The organism is Pseudomonas sp. ICMP 10191 (genome assembly GCF_001467335.1).
In the GTDB taxonomy this organism is placed as follows: domain Bacteria; phylum Pseudomonadota; class Gammaproteobacteria; order Pseudomonadales; family Pseudomonadaceae; genus Aquipseudomonas; species Aquipseudomonas cerasi.
In genome coordinates, this window is sequence record NZ_LKGW01000188.1 from 1 (window position 1) to 1,648 (window position 1,648).

General features: G+C 63.5%; 1 protein-coding gene. It reads right to left on the reverse strand.

Annotated elements, in window-relative coordinates; translation table 11 throughout:
* Positions 1-1,648: DNA cytosine methyltransferase (locus AO388_RS26695; protein ID WP_058417469.1), on the reverse strand; the 1,648-nt coding region annotated here is incomplete at both ends.

The window sequence follows — 1,648 nt, forward strand, 5'->3', positions numbered from 1 at the left end:
GCCACGGGTCGTTCGCTCGAGCGAGCGCTGCCATAGGTGGCGGGCTCACGCTGTTGCCACACATGTGAACCTGCTGAGTTTTAGTGAACGGTTTGCCGTCGGCGCCGTGGGTGATGACGTAGTCGGTGGGGAAGCCCTGCGCCTTGTACAGCTCGGACGGCTTGAGCATCCGTAGACAGATGTCGACGATCACGTAGGGCGTGCCCTTGACCATCACGGTGACCAGCGCCAAGCGATCCTTGGTGGTGATGGTTGGGGCCGGTTCGCCTGCACCGCTGACGTTCTCGGTTCCGTAATAACTGATCAGGAACGCGGCGACACGCAGTGCACCTTCCTCATGCTCTGGGGAAAGCCTGAGCGATACGACAGAGCTTTTACCGCCGCCACCTGCCGTAACGGTAGGCGCTGGCTCATCCAGAGGCGCACCGACGCTGGCACCGAACTGCCGCTCCATGAACGCTGTCACCAGGCCGTGGTGCTGGCCGCCGGCGCTGATGGTGTGCAGCGGATCGGCGGGGTCCCGCGCGTCACAGTTGCCACGAAGGTGCACCAGGCTTGCGGCCACCAGTTGCTGCTGGCTTCCGGTGTTGGTGACCGTCGTCATCGGCTCTTCGATACCCTTGGCGTGAGTCGTATTGAAGCCCCCGTTCATCTGGGCCATGAACACTGTCGACAAGCCCATAGCGTGGGCTGCACCAGCGGGCCGTTGGTAGTTCCCTCCGCTAGTGATGGCCGGCAGAGGCTCGTCAAGCGCCTTGCCTGCGTCGTTGAATCGAAACTTCACCAGGTGCGCTGCTGCAAGCGCATGCTTAACGCCACCTGCAACGACCGTCCCTAACGGCTGATCGATACCCGGCACGCGAGGCTGTTGGCCTTCCCGCTCGCCGTAACAGATCAGGGTAGGGCTGATCAGCGTCAGTTCGCCGCGGTTGGCGCACGTCACCGTTGGCAGCGGCTCAAGTTGATCGTTGATGCGATCGCTGCCTTGGTGGGTCGCTGGCGCAATGACTGGGCTGACGACCGAGAAAGCGCCGCCCTTTGGATATGACGTCACCGTGCGCAGCGGTTCGTTGGCCGATTGCACCGTCTCGCCCGACCAGTTCGCGATCGGCACAATGAACGGGGCCGGATTGTCGATGACGAACTTCTTCATGCCCTTGGCGACCCGGCGCAGGGTGGCCGGCGCCAGGTCTTTCTTGCGTCCGAATATGCTATTGCCCAGGTCGGTGAAGTCGATGCACTCGGCGGCTGTCCTCCAAGGCTTCTGGCCTTTGGCGGGGCGCTTGGCATGGGTCGGCTCTGGCCACACGATCGGCTGCCCATCGCAGCGGGCAATCATGAACAGGCGTTCCCGGCTGGTAGGCGCGCCGAAGTCGCACGCTCGGATCGCGCGCCATTCGACGGCATAGCCCAGGCGCTCCAGCTCGCCCACGAACACCGCCCACGTCTGGCCGCGCCGCGCAGGGTCTGGGACCAGAAACTGCTGATCTACCGGTACAACCTCACCAGGTGCGGCAATGTCGCCGCCCAGCTTCACGACCCGCCCGGTTAACTTGCAGCGCTTGGCCACCAGCGGCCCCCATTGCAGGATCTGCTTTACGTTCTCCAGGCTGATGACGCGGGGTTTCTTCTTGCCTGCCCACTTCAA